Genomic DNA, 15,597 nt, shown 5'->3' with positions numbered 1-15,597 from the left:
ACAGCGGACCGAGCCAATCAGTTGTGGGCGGCTAGAGAGCATCACGCGATGGTTTGCCATCGACCAGGCGCTGGATGCGCAACGGATTGCCATTCTTCAACGCGTCCGGCAGCAGGCTATCGGGGTAGTTCTGGAAGCACACCGGGCGCAGGAAACGGTCGATGGCCAGGGTACCCACCGAAGTGCCGCGCGCATCGGAAGTCGCTGGATACGGCCCGCCATGGACCATCGAATCGCAGACTTCCACCCCCGTCGGATAACCGTTGAGCAAGATCCGCCCGACCTTCTGCTCCAACAATGGCGTCAGCTCGCCGAAGCGTTCGAAGTCCGCCGGCTCACCGATAATCGTTGCCGTCAGTTGCCCGTGCAGGCCGTTCAGCGCGGCACTGAGTTGCGCCTGATCCGCCACTTCGACGAACACCGTGGTCGGGCCGAACACTTCCTCTTGCAGCACTTCATCGCCATCGAGCAACAGGCTCACATCCGCCTTGAACAGCTGCGGCTGCGCCTGATTGCCCTGTTGCGGGTTGCCAGCCAAGTGCTCGATCTGCGGATGGATGAGAAGCTTGTGCAGGCCTTTGCCATAGCTGCTCAAGGTGCCGGCGTTGAGCATGGTTTGCGCCGGCTGATCGCCGATCAGCCCGGCCACCTGCTGCAAGAACGCACTGAACTGCGGCGAACGAATGCCGATCACCAGACCCGGATTGGTACAGAACTGCCCGCAGCCCTGCACCACCGAAGCCGTGAGATCACGGGCGATGCTTTCAGCACGAGTTTCCAGCGCCTGCGGTAACACGATCACCGGGTTGATGCTCGACATCTCGGCGAACACCGGAATTGGCTGCGCCCGCGCCGCGGCCATGTCGCACAGCGCCCGGCCACCTTTCAGTGAACCGGTAAAACCGACCGCCTGAATCGCCGGGTGCTTGACCAGTGCTTCCCCTACTCCACCGCCGTAGATCATGTTGAACACACCGGCCGGCATGGCGGTTTTTTCGGCGGCGCGGATCACCGCGTCGGCCACCCATTCTGCGGTTGCCATGTGGCCGCTGTGGGCCTTGAACACCACCGGGCAGCCGGCGGCCAAGGCCGAAGCGGTGTCGCCACCCGCCGTGGAAAACGCCAACGGAAAGTTACTCGCGCCAAACACCGCCACCGGCCCCAGGCCAATGCGGTACTGACGCAGGTCCGGACGCGGCAGTGGCTGGCGTTCCGGCAGCGCCAGATCGATCCGCGCGCCATAGAAATCACCACGCCGCAGCACCTTGGCGAACAGACGCATCTGGCCGCTGGTGCGCCCACGCTCACCTTGAATCCGCGCCGCCGGCAACGCGGTTTCGCGGCAGACCACGGCCACGAACTCATCGCCCAGGGCATCCAGTTCATCGGCAATCGTGTCCAGAAATTGCGCACGGCGCTCGGCGCTCAGGCTGCGATAGGCCGGGTAAGCGGCGGCGGCAGCCTTCGCGGCGGCGTCGACTTCTGCAGCGGTGGCCTGGTAGAAATCGTGGGGCAAGGCCTCGCCAGTGCTGGCATCGACGCTCTGCAGTTTGACGGTGCCGGCAGCGCTGCGCTCGCCCCCAATGTAGTTGTGACCAAGAATCCGGGTCATGGGTGTCTCCTTAAAGTGTGCCGACGGTGCCGGGTTCGAACGCTGCTTCAACCGGAGCGATGCCGTTGATCAAGGGTGCGCCGAACTCGGCCTGGCTGATCTCGAACACATCGCCCGGCCGGGTACGGATGCCATCGGCGAAGGACAGGGTCGCGGTGCCGAAGAAGTGGATGTGCACATCGCCGGGGCGCAGGAACTGGCTGTACTTGAAATGGTGGTATTCAAGGTTTTCCAGGCTGTGGCACATGTTGGCTTCGCCACTGAGGAATTCGTTCTGCCACAGCACTTCGCCGTCGCGCAGGATGCGACTGGTGCCTGCCAGGTGTTGCGGCAATTCGCCGACCCGAAGCTCCGGGCCATAACTGCAACTGCGCAGTTTCGAATGGGCCAGGTAAAGGTAATTCTTGCGTTCCATCACGTGATCGGAGAACTCGTTACCCACCGCAAAACCGAGGCGATACGGTTTGCCGTCGTGGCCGATGACATAGAGGCCGCTGAGCTCGGGCTCTTCCCCGGCATCTTCAGCAAAGGGCGGTAGCGGGAAAGGCTTGCCCGGTCGCACGACGATGCTGCCGTCGCCCTTGTAGAACCACTCCGGTTGTACACCGGCCTGGCCGGCTGCAGGTTTACCGCCCTCCACGCCCCACTTGAAGATGCGCATGGTGTCGGTCATCGCCGCTTCATCGCCGGCCTGCTGATGCATTTTGTCCCGAGCCGAGGCGCTGCCCAAATGGGTCAGGCCGGTGCCGCTGACCAGCATATGCGCCGGGTCCGGGTGATCCAGCGGCGGCAGGATGCGCAGTTTGGCCAGCAGCTCGGCATAGTTGTGGCTGATGCCCAGCCCCAGGGTTTGAACCTGTCGCTCAAGACTGGTGCCCGCCTCGATCGCCGCCAGCGCCAGATCCCGCACCGTATGCGCATCCTGCACTTCACGCACCAGACCGTCTTCGACCACGCCGACGCGGCGTTCGCCATTACTCAATTCGAACTGAACTAAACGCATGAACCTTCTCCTGTTAATGCAGAACTTGTTGGCCAATCTCGCGTCAGGTACGGGTAGCACCGCGGGCACTTGCCGCGAACTGGTCGGCCGGCAGCACGTGCTTGCGTTCGAGCAGGCGATACACCACGCCGGTCAGGACCAGGCCGAACACCATCACGCAGGACAGGAAATACAGCCCCGACGCCAGGTTGCCGGTGTACTCCTTCAGCGCACCGATCACGAACGGCCCGATATAGCCGCCGAGGTTGCCCACCGAATTGATCAACGCGATGCCCGCCRCCGCACTGGCGCCGGCGAAGAAGCGCCCCGGCAAGGTCCAGAACACTGCCGTGCAGGAAAACAGCGCGAACGCCACCAGGCACAGCGCCGCCAGTTGCAGCACCGGCACCGACAGCCAGGCGCTGAGGAACAGGCCGATGGCACCCAACACATACAGCACCGCCAGATGACCGTAGCGATCATTCAGGCGGTCGGAACTGCGCGGAATGATCAGTAAACCGATGATTCCGAAGATGTACGGCACCGATGACACGAACCCGGTCACCAGGTCCGTGCCACCGAACTGCTTGATCAGCGTCGGCAGCCACAAACCGAGGCCATAGATGCTCAAGGTCACCGGCAGATAGAACAGCGCCAGCAGCAACACCCGTTTGTCCTTCAGTGCATGCAACGGATTGCCGTGGCAGGTCTGGCCATACTCGGCGAGGTCTTTTTTCAGTTCCCCGGTCAGCCAGTCTTTCTCGGATTGATCCAGCCATTTCACTTGGTCCGGGCCGTCCGGCAAGTAGCGCAGCACGGGCCAGGTCAGCAGGATCGCTGGCGTACCGATGACGATGAACAGCCACTGCCAGCCGTGCAGGCCAAGGACGCCGTCCATGCCGAGCAAGCCGCCGGACACCGGGCCGGTGATCATCATGGCGATGGGTTGGGAAAGGATGAACAGCCCGAGAATCTTGCCGCGATGGCGAATCGGGAACCATTGGGTGATGTAGTACAGCACGCCCGGAAAGAACCCGGCTTCGGCCGCGCCGAGCAGAAAACGCATCACATAGAAGCTGTTCGGGCCCTGGACGAACGCCATGCCGATGGTGATGGCGCCCCAGGTGACCATGATCCGCGCGAACCAGCGTCGGGCGCCGAAGCGGTCGAGCATCAGGTTGCTGGGGATCTCCAGCAGAAAGTAGCCAATGAAGAAAAGCCCGGCGCCAAATCCGTAAGCCGCATCACCGATGCCGACGTCGGCGCCCATGTGCAGCTTGGCGAACCCCACGGCGGAGCGATCCACATAGGCGATCAGGTACAGCAGGATCAGGAAGGGAATCAGTTTCAACGTGATGCGACGGATAAGCCGCAATTCCTGGCTCATGAGTTCGGTCTCCGATTGTTGTTGTTATAGAACCTCGGGGGACGCCTCTCGCGGAAAACCATCAGGGCCGTCCCTCCGTTGAAAACGACTATATAGTATTACTATTTAACCAACAACACTTCCAAACAGCCGAAATTGCGCTTATGTTACGCCACAGCTCGAACAATATAGTCATACAATAAGAGAACCGATCATGACTGATAAAAAACCCACCCTGCGCTCCGCCCAATGGTTTGGCACTGCCGACAAGAACGGCTTCATGTACCGCAGCTGGATGAAGAATCAGGGCATCGCCGACCATCAGTTCCACGGCAAGCCGATCATCGGCATTTGCAACACCTGGTCGGAACTGACCCCGTGCAACGCGCATTTCCGCCAGATCGCGGAGCACGTCAAACGCGGGGTGATCGAAGCCGGTGGCTTTCCTGTGGAATTCCCGGTGTTCTCCAACGGCGAATCGAACCTGCGCCCCACCGCCATGCTCACCCGTAACCTGGCGAGCATGGATGTCGAGGAAGCCATTCGCGGCAACCCTATCGATGGCGTGGTACTGCTCACCGGTTGCGACAAAACCACTCCGGCGCTGCTGATGGGCGCGGCCAGTTGCGACGTACCGGCGATCGTCGTCACCGGCGGGCCGATGCTCAATGGCAAGCACAAGGGCCAGGACATCGGTTCGGGCACCGTGGTGTGGCAGCTCAGCGAACAGGTCAAGGCTGGCACCATCACCCTTGATGATTTCCTCGCGGCCGAGGGAGGCATGTCCCGTTCCGCCGGTACCTGCAACACCATGGGCACCGCCTCGACCATGGCTTGCATGGCCGAAGCACTGGGCACTTCCCTGCCCCATAACGCGGCGATTCCAGCAGTCGATGCGCGCCGTTATGTGTTGGCGCACATGTCCGGTATGCGTGCGGTGGAGATGGTTCGCGAAGATTTGAAGCTGTCGAAAATCCTCACCAAGGAAGCCTTCGAAAACGCCATCCGGGTGAACGCTGCCATCGGCGGTTCGACCAACGCGGTGATCCACCTGAAAGCCATCGCCGGACGCATCGGTGTCGAACTGGACCTGGATGACTGGACCCGCATCGGTCGCGGCATGCCGACCATTGTCGACCTGCAACCGTCCGGGCGCTTCCTGATGGAAGAGTTCTACTACGCCGGTGGCTTGCCTGCGGTGCTGCGTCGCCTGGGTGAAGCCAACCTGATTCCGAACCCGAACGCCCTCACCGTCAACGGCAAAACCCTCGGCGAAAACACCAAGGACGCGCCGATCTATGGCCAGGATGAAGTGATCCGCACCCTCGACAACCCGATCCGCGCCGACGGCGGCATCTGCGTGTTGCGCGGCAATCTGGCGCCATTGGGTGCGGTGCTCAAGCCCTCTGCGGCGAGTGCCGAGCTGATGCAACATCGCGGGCGCGCGGTGGTATTCGAGAATTTCGACATGTACAAGGCGCGGATCAACGATCCGGAACTGGACGTGGACGCCAACTCGATTCTGGTGATGAAAAACTGCGGCCCGAAGGGTTATCCCGGCATGGCCGAAGTCGGCAACATGGGCTTGCCGGCCAAGCTGCTGGCCCAGGGTGTGACGGATATGGTGCGAATTTCCGATGCACGCATGAGCGGCACGGCGTACGGCACTGTGGTCTTGCATGTGGCACCGGAAGCCGCCGCCGGCGGTCCTTTGGCGGCAGTGAAGGAAGGCGACTGGATCGAGCTCGATTGCGCCAGTGGACGTTTGCATCTGGACATTCCGGATGCTGAACTGGCCGCACGCATGGCCGATCTGCAACCGCCACAACAGTTGCTGGTGGGCGGCTATCGCCAGCTGTACATCGACCATGTGTTGCAGGCGGATCAGGGCTGCGACTTCGACTTCCTCGTCGGTTGTCGTGGAGCCGAGGTGCCGCGTCACTCTCACTGACCCTTCCGCCGATCGTTCCCACGCTCCGCGTGGGAATGCCTCAAGGGACGCTCCGCGTCCCCGCACGGAAAGTGACGCGGAGCGTCACGGTCTGTATTCCCACGCAGAGCGTGGGAACGATCATCAAAGGGCTGGATCGCCTACCACTCGCGCCTGCTATCATGCGCAGCACCCCATCGCACAGGACCGCGCCGTTCCCCATGGATTACCGCAAACCCTCCGACCGCAAAAGCATGCACTCGCGCATCGTCCAGGAACTGGGCATGCAGATTGTCTCGGGACGCTTCAAACCGGACGACAAACTGCCCGCCGAAGCCCTGTTGTGCGAGGAATACGCGGTCAGCCGGCCTGTCCTGCGCGAAGCGACCCGAGTGCTGGTCGCCAAGGGGCTGGTGTATTCCCGACCGCGGGTCGGCACCGTGGTCAAGCCGCGCCGGGAATGGCACATGCTCGACCCGGACGTGTTGCACTGGCTGATGCAAAGCAGCCCACAGAATGAGTTTTTCAGCCTGCTGACCAGCGTGCGCAGCATCATCGAACCGGCCGCCGCCGCGCTGGCCGCGCAATTCGCCACCGACGCAGACATCGCCTCCATCGGTGAAGCCTACCAACGCATGGAGTCGGCGCCGACGCCTGAAGCCTTGTTGCAGCCGGACCTGGATTTCCACAGCCGCATCGCCGACGCAACCCACAACGACTTGCTGGCGAACCTGTGCAACATGCTGTCGGTGGCGATTGCCGAAGCCTTGAAGCACTCCAACCAACGGCCGAACCTGCATGAACTGGCGCTGCCTCGGCATAAGGCGATTCTCACGGCCATCGAGAATCGCGATGCGCTGGGTGCGCGGCATGCGACGTTGGTGCAACTGGACGATGCGCGTAATGCCCTGAATGTGGTGCTCGGCACCGATCCCGCATAACCACCACAATTCCCCTGGCTCATTGCCGCCACGTAGCCATCACTTAGATCATCGAATTGCCGGATGTGCGGTATCCCGTTACCGCACATCCATTGCGGCTTCGCCTTACTTTGCGTAACTCAACCCATGCAAAGGATTGCATCATGCCGATACCTGCATCCCCCCCTGCCACGGCGGACATGACCGATATCATCGCGCACGCCGTCAGCGCCCGCTTCAGCTCCCGCCCCACCCTGCGCTCGGAAACCGCTCGCCTGCTCAAGGACGGCGTACTGGAAAAATACCCGCAACTGGACTTCGACCCTGAGCGAACCAAAATCGCGCAGCCGATTCCCAACGGGGCCTGGCGCCTCACGTTGCTGCTGGACCTGGTACTGGATTATCTGGCCAGCGGCACACCTGTCGATTTCAGCGAGCGGTTCGGTCGTGCCTGCTTTCTGACCAACCGTGCGCCCGCGCAACTGACTGTCGGCAAAACCACATCACGCCTGCCTGATCTCCAGGTGATTGCGGGGGTCATCCTTGAGCTGCCCGACTTGCTGCATATCGGGCTTCAGGAATCGCTGACCCTTTACTGGAACCAGAAGGACGAGACCGGCGTCAGCCGCTGGCAATGGCTGGGAAACTTGCTGGCCGGTGTCCTGCAGACATCCGCGACCCGTCTGTCGAAAAGCAACCCGGTGCAGGCCGGGATTCTCGCGGAGCTGGCCAGCCACCCGGACAACCTGCAGCGTCTCCAGCAGCCCCGGTCAAAAGGCCCAATACAAGCCTGCACTCTGCAAACCACCCTGACCAAAGGTGACGTGTCGATTACGCTGCTGGCCTCCGAGCTCCTGGTGACTTGTGGTGAAACCCATTTGTTGTGCAGCGTGACCGGAAAAATCGAGCCCTTCTCTTCCCTGGAAGCTTTCGGCCTGGCTTGGGGCGCACGGTTTCAACAGGCATACAAAGCCGATGTCATCACCTGGAAGCGGTTTGAGCCGGACGGCAACATCTTTGACATTCAGGCTGCCCTGCTCCTGAACCGGCAACTGGAAGATCTGGCTGCGCTCAAATTGCCCGCCAGCCAGGGCCTGGGCGAGTTGGCGAAACACGTTGACGCGATCACCGAAGTCGCCACGTTGTTCATCGACAGCCAACCGGACGATGCCGTTTTTCAACCGATACAGGCATCGATTCCCAGGTGGTTGCAAGCGGCGACACCCACTGACCGCATGGCCTATCGCAAGCACGTCCTGGCCATGGCCAGCGTCAAGCAACAGACCCAGGGGCGCACCTTCAACGATGGCATCGACGACCTTCGTACGTTTGCCCGAAAAGCCTTGCACAAGCAGATGCAGGAAGATTATCCGTTGGCGCCCGGTTACAACTCCGACGAGCTGGAACTGACCTTTCATGTACCCGTCGGTGACCTCGGCAGCGGCTACATCGAAACCGTCAAAATGACCCTGACTGAGCTTGCGATCAAAAATCTCGCCGCAAAACCCAAGGGCCGCATGACTGTCCGCCACACCGGAGATCAACTGATTCAGGAGTGGACTACCGACGCCTATCTGCTGGACCTGGTGAGCCGGGTCAATGTCGGCAAACACTATCCCGAACTGATCGAAACCTTGCTGCTCGGCGAGACCAACGACGCACGGGAGCGGGAACGATTATTCGCGCTGGAACTGTCGGTTCATCTCCCCCTGCTGGCCCTCGAGCATTCGATCAAGGGTGAGTACGGGTTCACCCATCTGGGGTATCGCTATGTCGATGCGTTGATGAATCGCACCGCCGCCGAACGGGTCGTCGATGAACAGTCCGTGGTCATCCGGCCCCTGGCGTTCCAACGCAAGGACGGCGCCGACTGTGATGTGGCCGCCAACATGTTCATCATCGAGCCCAAAGACTTGCAGGCCAGTGGTCCACATATCCTGTATCGCCCGTTGTACACCCCATCACTGCAGCAATACGCCGCACGCAGCGACTTGCTCAAAGCGATCGCGCAACAGGGCGCGCTGCAAACCAGCGTGCTGACCTGGCTCCCGGACCGCGCACGTCCGGTTTACGACAACAACGGTTTCAACGAACCGCATATCAACCACTTTCACATCGGCGACGAGTTCTCACCGCCCGACAAGCCGAAACCGGCGATTCTGGCAGGCGACGAAGCTGCGCCCCAGTGGCTCAGTGCAGTGGAGGAAGGTCGATTGCCGGCCAGCCTGTTCGCCAGCAACGCCCGGGCGCTGGCCGATCTGGCTGACAGGCAATCGGTGTCCAATGCCGAAAGTCGTTGGGCGATCATCCTTGAGGGCGGCTGGCTGGTCTTTAACAACCTGGTACTGCCACTGTTGCGCGGCCCGGCGATGCTGGTGGGCTGGATGCTGCAAATCACCCACAGCCTGATCAACGACCTGCCCGCTCTGGACAGTGATGACCCAACTACCCGAAATCTGGCCTGGATCGATGTGCTCTTGAACATCGGCCTGCTCCTTTTGCATGTCGCACGAACTCAAGGTGAACGACCTGCACTGGCGCCGGAGCGCATGGGCGAAGACGCTCCGGTGACCCTCGATCCGCTGCGTCGTCCATTGCCACTGGACTTGCTGAATCCCGAAACAACCATCACTCAAGAAACACCCGGACTGCCCTCCGAACCGCCGGGCAGTGGCAATACGTTGCTGGATTTCAACCTGTCGACCGCTCGGGACTCGACCTCGGCGCGGCTGTTCAACAAGCTGCTGGCGGTCAAGGTTGCATGGCCGGAGTCCCTGCCAGAGCCTGTTGCAACCGGTCCCTTCAAGGGTTTGTACCAGATCGACAACAAATGGCACGCCACGGTCGCCGGCCTGCTGTTTCGCGTGAGTGTCGTGCCCGGTTTCGGTGAGGTCTACCTGGTGCATCCCGAGCATCCCGACCATCCGGGAATCAAGCTCAAAACCGATGGGTATGGCCGGTGGACGCTGGATCAAGGGCTGAAACTGCTCGGCGGAGGACGTAACGCCAGGCGGGATGCCCTGCGCGAGAGCAAACAGCAACGCATCAGCCTGCTGGAACTGAACCACCAGGAATTTTTGCAGCAACAGACGCAGGTGCAAAAACGCGTTGATATCGCGGAAAAGCTGATGGAGCTGAAAACAAACGACCCCGCCAGCAGCGAGCAGGATCGCGCCACTTTTCGCCAACGGTTCGCGGACGAGCTGGACAAACAGAGCGAAACCTATGTCACGGCGCTTGCCGAAATCCGCGAAAAAAGCGCTCTGAGCAAAACTGATCCCGATCCAGACCTGCAGCGCARCCTGCTGGAGAATCTCATCAACAACGCGCGCAAACGTGTTGTCATCGCCGACCGGGAACGGGAAGCCACCAATCGAACTTACGCGGACTTGACCCGCGGTATCGAACACTTGCGCGAAGCAATCAAGGACAAGGGCAACGTCGTGCTGGATCGATACTTCGAATTCATGCGCAGGACCTCAGAAGTCAACGAAACCATGATCAGGTTCTACGAAGAAGCAGAGAGCCGACTTGCGGAACTTAAACACCTGTCTCGCTTGGGTTTCGAGGACTGGAAACGGTTGACCGACAATCGCTCCGATAATGAATTGACCGCCTTGCGAGTCAAATCCTACCAACTGAACATCTTGCGTATTCTCAGCCTGAAGGAACTGGGTAGCGCCACCATGGCCCCACTCGAACGCGCACTCGATCCTCTGATGTTGCTGTCTCGCTCCCATTCCGAACTGCAAACGCCTCGCACGTATAACAGCAGCGATCGGATCGCGGTTCTGGACAACTTGGTCGATCACTACCGCAAAGCACTGGATGGGCTTGAAAGTATCGGTATCTTCAACGCCGAAGAATTACAGCCGGCGGCTTTCAATCGCCTGCGAGAGATCATCGGTGAACTGCGCCTCGATGCCGAGCGACGTCTGGCCGACGAACTTCAAAATCTCCCGCAACCTTCGGTCTCCGAGCCCGGTCCGTCTTCACCCGGAGCCAGCAAGCCCCCGATCCAGCGCCCCTCTTCATGGGCCAGTCGCAAGCGGGTCATCAAAACCGCCAAGGGCACTCTGATCGGCGATATTCGCCCCCGCGTGGCTAACCAGGGTGGAGACATTGTTGATATCAACGGTCCACTCGAAGATGCACCACTGGCTTCGTTCCATGAACATGAGCCGAATGTCTGGGTAGAAATGATCGAGGTCAGGCAACCCGCACCCAAGGCCTCCGCGCACTCCTACGCACAGCTCAAAGGGGATGCCCGCAAGGCAATCGCCAATGTCGACAAGCAGGTAAGGAAAATCGAGGGTTACGCGCAACGCGCAAGCTCACCCAAGGAAATTGAAGAGCAATTGCAACGCGAAGCACAAAAGCTGACCGGGTATGCCGAGGGCCTGGAACACCATGAGGCCCCCTCGCCAAACCGGGAACAAGATGCCTCGTTAATCAGCGATCTACGCGATAGCGCGCGAGCCCTCGACAGCAAGGCATCGGAACTGCGCATCCGCATGACACTGGCCCAGCCCCCCAGCAGTGAGGGTGTGGAGTATCTGTTACGGTGCAAAGAGGTTTACCCACGCATGATCGGCAATCGCGTACAACTGAAAACCGGACGTAAAGACTTCATGCAGGAGTACGTCCTGTTGAACAAAGACGATCAACCCTGGGGGTACGCGCATTTTCACTATGGGCGCCTCGATGATGCCAAGACGCAATATACCCAGGCCCATCTGAAAACCAGGGAACAACGCTTCGAAACCTACGAATCGGCGATGGCCAAGGCTACAGATCCGAAACAGAAAATCGATATCCACCGCGGGATCATCAGCAAGGAACTGGCCAACAGTGCATTCCTGACGCTACAACCACGCTGAGTGATTCGCTCCCCCATAAAAAAGCCGCAACCTGAGTTGCGGCTTTTTGGGTCAGGCTGACGCCTAGTGAGCAAACAGCGAGTTGCCCTTCTGCCCCGCCAGTTTCTCTGGCTTGATCAGGAACCGCGCCAGCGCTGGCAACAGCCACAACGCGCCGAACATGTTCCAGAGCAGCATGAAGGTCAACATCAGGCCCATGTCGGCCTGGAACTTGATCGCCGAGAAGATCCAGGTGCACACGCCGATCGCCAGACACAGGCCGGTGAACAACACGGCCTTGCCGGTGGATTTCAGCGTCTGGTAGTACGCCTCTTGCAGCGGCAGACCGGCACGCAGGAAGCTTTCCAGACGGCTGTAGATGTAGATGCCGTAGTCCACGCCAATCCCCACACCCAGCGCCACCACCGGCAGGGTCGCCACTTTCACGCCAATGCCCATGAACGCCATCAGTGCGTTGCCGAGCACCGAGGTCAGCACCAGCGGCAGCACGATGCACAAGGTCGCCGCCCAGGAACGGAAGGTGATCATGCACATGGTCGCGACGCAGATGTACACCAGCACCAGGATCGTCAGTTCGGAACGCTTGATCACTTCGTTGGTGGCGGCCTCGATCCCGGCGTTACCGGCGGCGAGGAGGAATTCCAGGCCTTCCTTGTTGTTGTCCTTGGCGAAGTCCTGCACCGCATGAACCGCGCGATCCAGGGTTTCGGCCTTGTGATCGTTGAGGAACACCAGCACCGGCGCCAAAGAGCAATTGTTGTTGTACAGACCATCGGCACGGGCGATGGAGTTGTTCAGCACGTCCGGGTTACGCGACAGGGTTTCCCATTTCAGGTTGCCCTCGTTCATGCCCTTGATCATTTGCTTGGACACGGTCACCAGCGAGATCGCCGACTGCACGCCCTCGGTGTTCTGCATCTTCCACATCAGCTCGTCGATCGGTGCCATGGCTTCATAGCGCGAGCAACCTTCGGGCTTGGTCTTGACCATTACAACCAGCACGTCGGAACTGGTGGAGTAGTTGTTGATGATGAAGCTGTTGTCCTTGTTGTAACGCGAGTCTGGACGCAGTTCTGGCGCACCCTGGTCGAGGTCGCCGATTTTCAGGTTCTGGCTGTACCAGAGGCCACCGCCGAAGGCGATCAGCGCCAGGGCAATGGAGACCGGTGCGACTTTCGGGCTGGCAAAGTTCGCCAGCAGGCGCCAGAAGGGATGCTCGCGGTGCGCGTCTTTCTTGCTGCGGTCGACGGCGCGTTTGCTGATACCGACGTAGGAAATCGCTACCGGCAGCAGGATCAGGTTGGTGAACACGATCACCGCCACGCCGATGGACGCGCCGATGGCCAGTTCGCGAATCACGCCGATGTCGATGATCAACAGCGTGATAAAGCCCACCGCGTCCGCGAGAATCGCGATCATCCCCGGCAGAAACAACTGACGGAATGTACGCCGCGCCGCAGTCAGTGCGTTGTCCGCCTCGCTGGATTGCAAGGCGATACCGTTGATTTTCTGCACGCCGTGGGAAATCCCGATGGCGAAGATCAGGAACGGTACCAGCATCGAGTACGGATCCAGCCCGAAGCCAAAAAAGTGCATCAAACCGAGCTGCCAGACCACCGCCACCAGTGTCGTACTCAGTACCGCCACGGTGCTGCGCATGCAGTTGGTGAACCAGTACAGCAGGATCAGGGTGATGACGAAGGCGACGCCGAAGAACATCACCACCATGACCAGCCCATCGATCAGGTCGCCGACTTTCTTGGCGAACCCGACAATGTGGATCTTCACGTTAGGGTTCTGGGTTTCGAACTTGTTGCGGATCTTGTCTTCAAGTTCATGCGAGAACTTGCGGTAGTCCAGCGCCAGTAACTTGCCCTGATCCTGCGGGTCCGGGTAGGACTCCAGCAGCGGGATGTCGACGATGCTCGACTTGAAGTCGTTGGCCACCAGCCGCCCGACTTGCCCGGACTTGAGCACGTTGTTGCGCAGCAGGTCGAGGCTCTGCTGGGAGCCGTTATAGCTCTGGGGAATCACTTCACCGCCGGCAAAGCCCTCCTCCGTCACCTCGGTCCAGCGTACGCTCGGGCTCCACAGCGACTTGAGGCCGGAACGGTCGACGCCGGAAATGTAGAACACCTCGTCGTTGATCTGGCGCAGGGTCTCCATGTACTCCTTGGAGAAGATGTCGCCATCGGTGGCTTCAACGGAAATCCGTACAGTGTTGCCCAGGTTCGCCAGATCGTTGCGGTGCTCCATCATTTTTTCAATGAACGGATGCTCGAGCGGGATCATTTTTTCGAAGCTGGTGGACGGCCGGATCAGCGTCGCCTGCCAGAACAGGAAAATACTGACCAGCAGGCAGATGACGATCACCGCCGGGCGATTGTTGAAGATCAGGCGTTCAAGAAACGTCGCCTTGTCCTGATGAGGAGTGCTTAAGGATGTCATAGACCCGCCTTCTTATTATTTGCCCGGCTCATTTGGACGACCCGTTTTTTCCATTCTCTGCGCCCGTTGGCGAAGTGACGCGAACGCCGCCCTGGCCGGTCAGAATCAGATTACCGTTGCCCGCCGCCGTGACCGCCGAGACGGAAATGCGATCGGGACGGTTGAACACGCTGAAGGTTTCGCCGTCGTCGCTGCTGCGAATGACGCTGCCGCCGTTGCCGACGATCACGATGGAACCGTCGTCGAGCAACGTGGCGCCGGACAGGCCGAATTCCAGCGCACCCCGTGCAGCCTTGAGTTCGACCTGTTCCCAGGTGGTGCCGAAATCCGTGGAGCGGTAGAGATTGCCCCGCAAGCCGTAGACCAGCAGCGTGGCCGGTTGCGCGGTGCCGATCACGCCGAACAGCGAGCCCTCGTAGGGGCCTTCAAGCTTTTCCCAGGTCTGCCCCTCATCGGCGGAACGGAACATGCTGCCCTGCTCGCCGACGATGAAAATGCCGGAGTCCTTGACCGCGGCAATGGCGTTGAGGTGGTACTGGTCTTCGTTGTCCAGGCGATCGCTGACATCTTCCCAGTTTTTGCCACCGTCGGTGGTTTCCAGCAAGGCACCGTAGGCGCCGACGGCAAAGCCGCTGTYGACGTCCTTGAACCAGACGTCGAGCAGCGGCGATTCGCGGCGCAGGTCTTCGAATTGTTTGGTCCAGGTGACCCCGCCGTCTTCGCTGGCGAGGATCTGCGCGTCATGGCCGACGGCCCAACCGTGCTTGTCATCGACAAAAAATACCGCTGTCAGCAGTTGCCGGGTCGGCACCTTGGCCTGGGTCCAGGTCGCGCCCTGGTCATCGGAATAAAGAATGTGTCCGCGATCGCCGACCGCCACCAGGCGTTTGCCGGCATGCACGACATCGAGCATCAGGCCTTTGCTGGCCTTGGCGGATTCAACGGAATAGACCACGTCGGAGGCTGGCGCGGCAGCGGCCAGCACAGGGGCCGACAACACGGCACAGCCCAGCAGCGAGAGCGCTGTAGCCAGCAACGCGAACCTGCGTAACGCCGGCGGGCGGCAAATACTCACACCCATGACAGGCTCACTCATAGACCTTCCCCCATTATTATTGTTAGGTCATTCAACCTTTCAGGGCGCCGTAAGGGGGTGCTCACCGGGACTTCCCTATTCCAGAGCATAGTCCTGAAACCCGCAATCCAGAGCCCCTTCGGAAGCCGGGCTTATCCTATCGGGGTTTGGAAAGGTCTGACAATCGACGCCGCGTTATCTTTTGTTAACCTGAGGGGTATGGGTTGTGGGTGAATGAGGAGGTATTTGGAGCGGTGATTGGGGTCTGGGGTCTGGGGTACATATCCGTTTCTGTGGTCATGGCGGCTATTGGTTCCGCTCTTACAGCGGGTCACTTTGGAAAGGCGCCAAAGTAACCAAAGCGCTTTTGCCCCTTTCGTTCGG

At 60.2% G+C, this 15,597-nt stretch carries 8 protein-coding genes; 3 read left to right on the top strand and 5 right to left on the bottom strand.

What is annotated here, in order from left to right:
- Positions 1-31 precede the first annotated feature (31 nt).
- From AC1D2Q_RS20785 to AC1D2Q_RS20775, 3 genes are read right to left on the bottom strand one after another with little or no spacing between them, the layout of a single operon-like run.
- A complete protein-coding gene (locus AC1D2Q_RS20785; RefSeq protein WP_477814392.1) occupies positions 32-1,612 on the bottom strand; it encodes an aldehyde dehydrogenase (NADP(+)) in 1,581 nt (526 codons plus the stop codon).
- 10 nt (positions 1,613-1,622) lie between these two features.
- The gene (gene araD1 / locus AC1D2Q_RS20780; protein WP_096480100.1) at positions 1,623-2,615 is read right to left on the bottom strand and encodes an AraD1 family protein; all 993 of its coding nucleotides are present in this window, start codon (positions 2,613-2,615) and stop codon (positions 1,623-1,625) included.
- A gap of 43 nt (positions 2,616-2,658) precedes the next feature.
- Entirely contained in the window at positions 2,659-3,981 is a 1,323-nt protein-coding gene (locus tag AC1D2Q_RS20775) for an MFS transporter (RefSeq protein ID WP_477814391.1), read from the bottom strand.
- Positions 3,982-4,174: 193 nt separating this feature from the next.
- Between AC1D2Q_RS20775 and AC1D2Q_RS20770 the strand changes: the two genes are divergently transcribed.
- The 3 genes from AC1D2Q_RS20770 to AC1D2Q_RS20760 all read left to right on the top strand — a co-directional run bounded on the left by AC1D2Q_RS20770 (position 4,175) and on the right by AC1D2Q_RS20760 (position 11,690).
- Positions 4,175-5,911: an IlvD/Edd family dehydratase gene (locus AC1D2Q_RS20770; protein WP_018926177.1), complete on the top strand. Its 1,737-nt coding sequence runs from the start codon at positions 4,175-4,177 to the stop codon at positions 5,909-5,911.
- A 200-nt stretch (positions 5,912-6,111) separates the two neighbouring features.
- Positions 6,112-6,831 (top strand): FadR/GntR family transcriptional regulator, encoded by a 720-nt coding sequence (locus AC1D2Q_RS20765; RefSeq protein WP_018926179.1) that lies wholly within the window; start codon positions 6,112-6,114, stop codon positions 6,829-6,831.
- A gap of 143 nt (positions 6,832-6,974) precedes the next feature.
- Positions 6,975-11,690 carry a dermonecrotic toxin domain-containing protein gene (locus AC1D2Q_RS20760; RefSeq protein ID WP_477814390.1) on the top strand — a complete coding sequence of 1,572 codons (4,716 nt, stop codon included), beginning with the start codon at positions 6,975-6,977 and terminating at the stop codon, positions 11,688-11,690.
- 63 nt (positions 11,691-11,753) lie between these two features.
- Here the strand turns inward: AC1D2Q_RS20760 and AC1D2Q_RS20755 are convergent, their stop codons facing one another.
- Together AC1D2Q_RS20755 and AC1D2Q_RS20750 are read right to left on the bottom strand one after the other, a co-directional pair.
- A complete protein-coding gene (locus AC1D2Q_RS20755) occupies positions 11,754-14,138 on the bottom strand; it encodes an efflux RND transporter permease subunit (RefSeq protein WP_477814389.1) in 2,385 nt (794 codons plus the stop codon).
- A gap of 28 nt (positions 14,139-14,166) precedes the next feature.
- Complete coding sequence (locus tag AC1D2Q_RS20750) at positions 14,167-15,234, bottom strand: WD40/YVTN/BNR-like repeat-containing protein (protein WP_477814388.1); 1,068 nt, start codon at positions 15,232-15,234, stop codon at positions 14,167-14,169.
- Positions 15,235-15,597: the final 363 nt, after the last annotated feature.

It is taken from the genome of Pseudomonas sp. P1_A1 (assembly GCF_056406935.1).
Note: the sequence above shows the minus strand (reverse complement) of the source record. Positions and strands in the feature narration are given on the sequence as shown.